This is a genomic window from Holdemanella sp. DFI.5.55, assembly GCF_020593575.1.
Lineage (GTDB): Bacteria > Bacillota_I > Bacilli_A > Erysipelotrichales > Erysipelotrichaceae > Holdemanella > Holdemanella hominis.
Map to the genome: position 1 here is coordinate 1 of NZ_JAJDMK010000090.1, position 7,435 is coordinate 7,435.

8 protein-coding genes are annotated in these 7,435 nt (G+C 34.8%); 3 read left to right on the plus strand and 5 right to left on the minus strand.

The window, feature by feature from the left end; translation table 11 throughout:
- Positions 1-107: 107 nt before the first annotated feature.
- Genes LJE08_RS12130 through LJE08_RS12140 form a run of 3 tightly spaced genes read left to right on the plus strand, consistent with a single transcriptional unit; the run spans position 108 to position 3,306 of the window.
- Positions 108-1,292, plus strand: coding sequence for an aspartate kinase (locus LJE08_RS12130; protein WP_227403357.1), 1,185 nt, complete (start codon positions 108-110; stop codon positions 1,290-1,292).
- Positions 1,292-2,626 carry an RsmF rRNA methyltransferase first C-terminal domain-containing protein gene (locus LJE08_RS12135; protein WP_227403358.1) on the plus strand — a complete coding sequence of 445 codons (1,335 nt, stop codon included), beginning with the start codon at positions 1,292-1,294 and terminating at the stop codon, positions 2,624-2,626. The genes LJE08_RS12130 and LJE08_RS12135 overlap by 1 nt, the downstream gene beginning before the upstream one ends.
- Complete coding sequence (locus LJE08_RS12140; RefSeq protein ID WP_217256597.1) at positions 2,623-3,306, plus strand: pseudouridine synthase; 684 nt, start codon at positions 2,623-2,625, stop codon at positions 3,304-3,306. The genes LJE08_RS12135 and LJE08_RS12140 overlap by 4 nt, the downstream gene beginning before the upstream one ends.
- 60 nt (positions 3,307-3,366) lie before the next feature.
- Here LJE08_RS12140 and LJE08_RS12145 read toward each other — a convergent pair whose 3' ends face one another.
- The 5 genes from LJE08_RS12145 to LJE08_RS12165 form a co-directional block, all read right to left on the minus strand.
- Complete coding sequence (locus tag LJE08_RS12145) at positions 3,367-5,091, minus strand: class I mannose-6-phosphate isomerase (protein ID WP_186999219.1); 1,725 nt, start codon at positions 5,089-5,091, stop codon at positions 3,367-3,369.
- Positions 5,088-5,624, minus strand: coding sequence for a glucose-6-phosphate isomerase family protein (locus LJE08_RS12150; protein ID WP_117923735.1), 537 nt, complete (start codon positions 5,622-5,624; stop codon positions 5,088-5,090). The genes LJE08_RS12145 and LJE08_RS12150 overlap by 4 nt, the downstream gene beginning before the upstream one ends.
- Before the next feature lie 212 nt (positions 5,625-5,836).
- On the minus strand, positions 5,837-6,514 hold the full coding sequence (gene dapD, locus LJE08_RS12155; protein ID WP_117923737.1) for a 2,3,4,5-tetrahydropyridine-2,6-dicarboxylate N-acetyltransferase: 678 nt from the start codon (positions 6,512-6,514) through the stop codon (positions 5,837-5,839).
- Positions 6,515-6,523: 9 nt separating this feature from the next.
- Positions 6,524-7,222: a 4-hydroxy-tetrahydrodipicolinate reductase gene (gene dapB / locus LJE08_RS12160; protein WP_227403359.1), complete on the minus strand. Its 699-nt coding sequence runs from the start codon at positions 7,220-7,222 to the stop codon at positions 6,524-6,526.
- The coding region (locus LJE08_RS12165; RefSeq protein WP_227403360.1) for a dihydrodipicolinate synthase family protein at positions 7,216-7,435 on the minus strand (220 nt) is incomplete at its 5' end. The genes LJE08_RS12165 and dapB, both read right to left, overlap by 7 nt.

The window sequence follows — 7,435 nt, forward strand, 5'->3', positions numbered from 1 at the left end:
TATTCTATCAGATTTTAAAAAGACTGTCGACAGTCACTTTGTCAACAGTCTGAAGCTGTCTAAGACAGCTTTTTATATGCTAAAATAGTGTGGTTGGAGAATAAAATATGAATATAGTTGAAAAATATGGTGGAACCAGCGTTGGAACCATTGAACAGATTCAGGCTATTGCACTTCATGCCAAACACATGAAAGAACAAGGTCACAATCTAGTCATTGTTGCGAGTGCCATGGGAAAAACCACAAATAAATTAATAGAATTAGCTCATAGTGTCACAAACAATCCAAACAAACGAGAATTGGATTCTTTATTATCTACGGGCGAGCAACAAACAATTACACTTCTTGCGATTGCGATGAATTCAATAGGTGTGGATGCGATCAGCTTAACTGGCTATCAAGCAGGTTTTCTAACAAGTAAACACCATTCTCGTGCTTTGATCAAAGATATTGATACAACTACAATACAATCTCATTTAGACCAGGGAAAAATTGTTGTTGTAGCCGGCTTTCAAGGCGCTACTGAATATGGAGACATCACTACTTTAGGTCGTGGTGGAAGTGATACAACAGCGGTTGCGATTGCCGCAAAACTTGGTTATCAATGCCACATTTTTACCGATGTAGATGGAGTTTATACAATTGACCCAAGATTATATACGCGTGCTAAAAAGCTAAAATCCATTTCTTATGAAGAAATGATGCAGATGGCCTGTTTAGGAGCTGGAGTATTAGAAACTCGAAGTGTCGAACTAGCCAGTAAATATAATGTTCCCCTTTTCTTAGGAAAAGCTTTGGAAACAGATTTAGAGAAAGGAACTTGGATTATGCATAAAGAATTAGAAGATATGCCAATTACAGGTTTAAGTGTAAAAGATGACTATGCGATCATGCGCTTTATGCACTTACCTAATGATGGTGTTTATTTAGGAAAACTATTTAAGATGATTTCCGATTTAAATATCAACCTAGATACAATTTCACAACAATTAGATGATGAAGGTCTAGCCAACTTTACTTTATATTGTTCTGAAGAACAAAGCAATCAAATCATGGAACATGCCTCAAAAGAATATCCTGTACATCAAATGCTTGGATACATTAAATTGTCTTTAGTAGGACTTGGTATTTCTACACATTCAGGTATTGCCAGTAAAGTATTAAACATCTTAAGTGAAAATGGCATTAAGTATTATATGATTACTTCTAGTGAAATCTCTATCTCATTAACAATTGAAAAGAAAGATAAAGTTAAAGCCGTTCAAGCACTTGGAAAGGCATTTGATCTATAATGGAACTTCCAGTTAAATTTAAAGAACAAATGAAAGAGCTTCTTCAAGAAGAATATGGAGATTATCTAAATAGTTTTGATCATGATAGATATTATGGTTTAAGAGTCAATACACTAAAGATTTCTGTTGAAGAATTCTTAAAGATTTCCCCTTTTAAACTAGAAGCCATCCCTTGGACAAACGATGGCTTCTATTATTCAAGTGAAGATAAACCCAGTAAACACCCCTACTATTATGCAGGCCTTTACTATCTTCAAGAACCAAGTGCTATGTTACCAGCTCAAGTGCTTCCTGTAGACGAAAATGATATTGTATTAGATACGTGTGCAGCTCCTGGTGGAAAGAGCACAAAGCTTGCGACAAAGCTCAATCATAATGGACTTTTAATTTCAAATGATATAAGTTCTTCAAGATGCCAAGGACTCTTAAAGAACATCGAACTATTTGGTTGTGACAATGCTTGGGTTACCAGTGAAGATTTGACAAACATGGAACAACATTATCCAGAAACATTTGATAAGATTCTAGTGGATGCCCCATGTAGTGGTGAAGGCATGTTTCGAAAAGAGCCGGACTTAATCAAAAGCTGGATTGAAAAAGACGATACGTTCTATCCGCCTATTCAAAAAAACATTTTAAATGCTGCTGTATCCATGTTAAAGCCAGGTGGATCCATTGTCTATTCCACTTGTACTTTTTCGATTCACGAAAATGAAGAAGTTATTCAAGATGTATTAGACAAACATCCAGACTTACATCTTGTTCCTATTAATAAAATTGATGGTATGATGCCAGGTGTAAACATGAAGGAATGTGTTCGTTTATATCCACATAAAATCAAGGGAGAAGGTCACTTTGTAGCTTTACTTGTCAAAGACGGAGAAACAAAACATAAAAAAATAAGACTGGAGCCAAGCGATAGGCTTGATGATTGTGTTACTGATTTTTTACGATTGGTTAAATTAAATAAGGGAGCCATTAAAATCAAAAAGGACAAGGTCATCTGGTTAAACAGTGATTTTCAAGCTTATAAAGGCTATCGCGTCTTAAGATCTGGCTTATTATTAGGTCAACTCAAAGGTAAACATTTTGAGCCAAGTCAAAGCCTTGCCCTTGCCCTTTGTCCTGAACAATTTAAAAATGTATTAAACTTCTCGATTGAAGATGAGCGTGTTATTAAATACTTAAAAGGTGAAACTCTAGATGTAAAGGATTTAGACAAAAAAACATCTGGATGGACACTTGTTTGCGTAAATAACTTCCCTTTAGGATTTGCGAAACTTTCTAAAGGCTCATTAAAAAATAAATATGCGAAAGGATGGCGTTATCAATGAGACTTGACAAATATTTATCACATATGGGATTTGGCACAAGAAACGATGTAAAAAAATTAATTAAAAACGGCTGGGTTACCATTAATGATGAAACCATAAAAAAGGCAGACTATAACGTAAAAGAAGATGATCGTGTTTGTGTGGATGATGAACCTGTAAGCTATGTAGAATACGAATACTATATTTTAAATAAGCCTCAAGGCTATGTGAGCGCCACAGAAGATATGCTCTATCCTACAGTCATGGAACTTGTCCAAAGCCAAAGACACGATTTGTATCCAGTTGGAAGATTGGATATAGATACAGAAGGATTATTACTCATCAGCAACGATGGTAAATTAACGCATGAAGTATTATCACCAAAAAAACATGTAGATAAAAAATATTATGTTGAATTTGATGGAACTTTACCAGAAAATGCCGTAGACTTCTTTAATCAGCCTATGGAATTTGAGGAATTTACTTCAGCCCCTTCAAAACTAGAAATTTTAGATACAAATAAAGCCTATCTAACGATTCATGAAGGAAAATTCCATCAAGTCAAAAGAATGTTTGAAAAGGCAAACTGCACTGTTACCTATCTCCAACGTATTGAGTTTGGTCCTTTAAAACTAAATGATTTACCATTAGGTGAATTTAGAGCTTTAACTCAAGAAGAATTAGATGCCTTAAAAGGCTAAGAAAACCTGAGAGATCATAAACTCTCAGGTTTTTTCTTTAGGCCAAAAATGTCCATTACTTTAGTTTCTTACATATGCCTTTAATACTTTAATTTCATCACAACCATAAGGCTTGATTGTATATTCCTTGATACTTGCAGGAATAATGAAGGTTTCTGCATAATGCACAATGAATGGTTCAAAGTCACCTTCAATAATGGCACTCTTTCCATCAATTAAATTCAACATATTCACTGTACCATGTGTTTTATGGAATGAATCATTGTTGATTGTATATCTTCTTGTTTCAATAAATTCTAATTCATGAAGTCCCGTATGTTCGATCTTACAATCATTTCCATCTTCTTTTACTTCATAAGTCGCATTGACCAAGTTTTCTTTGACCCATTTTGTCGTACGATCCCATTGAATGACATGTTTTCCATGTTCAATATTAATAGGTCGAGGAAGTCCATCTAAGCCTAGTCTTTGCCAGTCCCACAATTTAAATGTGAAGATATAAGGTGTAGCACTAATTTCTAATACCATCGCATTCTTTCCTGAACAATGACAAGTTCCTGCTGGAATTAAGAAATGATCATGTTTCTTTGCCGGAAACTTATTGATATATTTATCCGCGTCAAATACAATTTCACCACGTTGCGCAGACTCTAAATCAGAAATCATTTCATTGGGTTGAATATCTTCTTTTAGACCTAAATACACATGTGCATCTTCTTTGGCATCTAGAATATAATAACTCTCATCTTGTGTATAACTCATACCAAAATTCTTTTTAATATATTCCGTTAATGGATGTACTTGTAAAGACAAGTTTTGTCCTTCCATCGTATCTAGAAAGTCAAAGCGAATTGGAAATTCTGCCCCAAAACGAGCATAGACTTGTTCTCCCAATAATTCTTTTGGTTGATACAACACTAAATCCATAGCTGGAAGTTCAAATGTAACTCCATCATAGTCAAATAGAATGCTGTTTTCTTCTGGCACACCATCAAAGCTCCATGCATAATTGGACTGATTCTTGTCTAAGTTACAAACTTCCTTCATCCATTGACCACCCCATACGCCTGGATCAAAGTATGGTACTGTACGAAATGGTTTTTGAGCAAGTAGACTTAAACTTTCTTTAAAAGTATCACTTGAAATCATCTTTGGATCGTTTGATTTGTTTGTGTCCACCACATAATCAAAACTTTCAAATCTTTCAGCCTTATGCTTATCGGCAATACGCCATTCAATAAAATAACCACGCTTATATTTCTTTAAAATATCTTCATCAAAGTTTGTCGCATTATAGTTAGCCATCCCTTTACGATAGCGTAGTTGAATTTCCCAACGTGCCATATCAAAGTAAACATACATATCGCCATGACTTACTAAACTAGCACCCACTCCATATACAATGACAGAGCCTTTATGTTCATTGATTTTGTCTTTAGCTTCTTCTAGTTTATCTTCATCCATAAAATCCACAAGATTACCATAATACATCTTACCAAACACACGATCATCCGTTAGATTGTATTTCATTTGTTCGGTCATGGTTTTTCCATCCTTAAAAATATCATGCATATTGATTTCCAAAGAAAAATTGAAGCGTTTGATGAGTTCATATACTTCATTCTCATCTACGCCTGGATAATAATCAAAGACTACAACACTCCTATTATTAATTTTCTTATTTAACTCCTGATAAATTGCATCATATCCATGAAACGCTCTATGATTCTTTATTGTCGTCTTAGGAAAACGATCATATTCCGATTTAAAATTTAAATAACTCATTCTTCCTCCACCTTCAATTCACCATTTTCCTTATACACTCTTACTGTAAAAGGATGCTCTTCTACACGCTTATAATCATGACCCGCATTGCTTGGCCACATACATTGTACTTTCAACTCACTATTTCCCGTATTCACAAGGCGATGTGCCAAATGACCATTAATATAGTGAACACTTCCCACTTTTACTTTTTCAGCATGACAATGATAATCTTCATCCATCAATAAAAGAAGACCTTCACCACCCATGCCACAATAGATTTCATCACAATCTAAACTTTCATGGAAATGTCCACGCGTTACATTACATTCGCCATTCACGCATACTGGCTGCATCACAGTCAATCCATAACACAAACCATCATGTTCATACGAATACACTTCATACATAATTTGATCATCTGAAACACTTGAATCCACACTCTTATAGAATGTTTTAGCATTCGAATACAATTTTGTACTCTTCTTTACATCCTCACCTTCAATTACACCATTTAAATAATCATGAAATACTTTTGCGTCTTTAATTTCCATAATTGCCTCCTGTCTAATTGTTATAACATTCAATTTCATTATAAAATTATTGTTATAACATTTCAATATAAAAACAATCACAATATTTATACATCTATAAATATCACTGATCTCCATTATATTATTACTAAATTTCAATTCATTTTCTGAAGTTCACTCCCCATTTACATGCAAATCACGTATTTTAGTAATGTACAAATAAAAAGGAATCCCTAAAGATTCCTTAAAGCATCCTCTAACTTTGTCTTTTGTGTAGCCTTTTCATCCTTCATTTTAATGACTCTTGCAGGACATCCTGCAACTACCGCATTTTCTGGCACATCATCAATAACTACGGCACCAGCTGCAACAACAGCATTTTTACCTACATGTACCCCTTCAATCACTACGGCATTGGCACCAACTAAAACATCATCCTCAATGATAACCGGTGTTGCACTAGCTGGTTCAATGACACCTGCAAGTACAGCTCCAGCTCCAATATGACAATGTTTTCCTACAGTAGCTCTTCCACCTAAAACGGCTCCCATATCAATCATAGTACCTTCACCAATGACAGCACCAATATTAATAATAGCCCCCATCATAATAACGGCATTATCTCCAATTTCAACTTGTTCACGAATAAATGCACCTGGTTCAATACGTGCATGAATATTTTTTAGATCCAACATAGGAACAGCACTATTACGACAATTGTTTTCGACTTCATAGTCCACTTCTGGATTCATCAAAAGAACAGGTTCTATATCTTTCCAATCCCCAAATACAACATTGCCAAAGACTTTACAATTTGGAAAAGAAATCTCTCTTTCTGAATTAAAATATACTTTTACCGGCGTTTTCTTTTCAGCCGTTTGAATATAACGAATAATTTGTTCTGCTTCCATATATACCTCCTACATCATATCTTCCATACTATATAAACCTGGTTTTTGATTGACCACAAACTTGGCTGCCTTTAATGCGCCATTCACAAAGATCTGGCGCGAATTAGCACTATGCTTGATTTCTAACATTTCATTATCTCCAAAGAAATACACTGTATGCTCTCCTGCCACAGTACCTCCACGAAGCGAATGAATTCCAATTTCATGTTGGCGTTTTCCTGTAAAACCACTTCTGCCATATACCTTTGTATACTCATCTTCTGGATCTAAAGCATTCACTAACATTTTGGCTGTACCACTAGGCGCATCCTGCTTTTGATTATGATGAATCTCCTGTACTTCCATATCAAAATCATTCTTTAATAAAGGCGCAAATTGTTTTAGAATCTGTTCAAATACGGCAATACCATATGAAAAGTTTGCCGAATAAAATAAAGGGATTTCATCTGAAACTTGTTTTAAGCTATCGATTTGATTCTCACTTAATCCCGTTGTTCCATAGATTAAAGCACACTTTTTCGTTTTCACAAAATTTAAGACACTCGCTAAATTATTGGGATGTGAAAAATCAATCACAACATCTACATCCATACAATGATCATCGATTCCTTTCTCAAAACAATGAACTACTTCCATACCTTGATTTTGAGCTGTTTCCTTTATAAGAGAACCCATTTTTCCTGTACCTACAATCGCTATTTTTAACATAATCCCAAGTCCTCCATTGTGGCTTTTAAAATTTTGGCATGCTCTTCATCCATTTCGCATAAAGGCAAACGATATCCACCAACTTCTTTACCCATATAATTCAATGCCTGTTTCACCGGAATTGGGTTGACTTCAATAAATAAAGCATGAATAAAATCTAAGGCTCTGTCACAACAAATGGTTGATTTTTGACGAGAAATAGCGTACAATAAT

What these genes read in the sequence shown, in the direction of transcription:
- LJE08_RS12135 (WP_227403358.1), top strand. Translation starts at nt 1,292, where the DNA reads ATGGAACTTCCAGTTAAATTTAAAGAACAAATGAAAGAGCTTCTTCAA.
- dapD (WP_117923737.1), bottom strand. Translation starts at nt 6,514, where the DNA reads ATGGAAGCAGAACAAATTATTCGTTATATTCAAACGGCTGAAAAGAAA.
- LJE08_RS12130 (WP_227403357.1), top strand. Translation starts at nt 108, where the DNA reads ATGAATATAGTTGAAAAATATGGTGGAACCAGCGTTGGAACCATTGAA.
- LJE08_RS12140 (WP_217256597.1), top strand. Translation starts at nt 2,623, where the DNA reads ATGAGACTTGACAAATATTTATCACATATGGGATTTGGCACAAGAAAC.
- LJE08_RS12150 (WP_117923735.1), bottom strand. Translation starts at nt 5,624, where the DNA reads ATGGAAATTAAAGACGCAAAAGTATTTCATGATTATTTAAATGGTGTA.
- dapB (WP_227403359.1), bottom strand. Translation starts at nt 7,222, where the DNA reads ATGTTAAAAATAGCGATTGTAGGTACAGGAAAAATGGGTTCTCTTATA.
- LJE08_RS12145 (WP_186999219.1), bottom strand. Translation starts at nt 5,091, where the DNA reads ATGAGTTATTTAAATTTTAAATCGGAATATGATCGTTTTCCTAAGACG.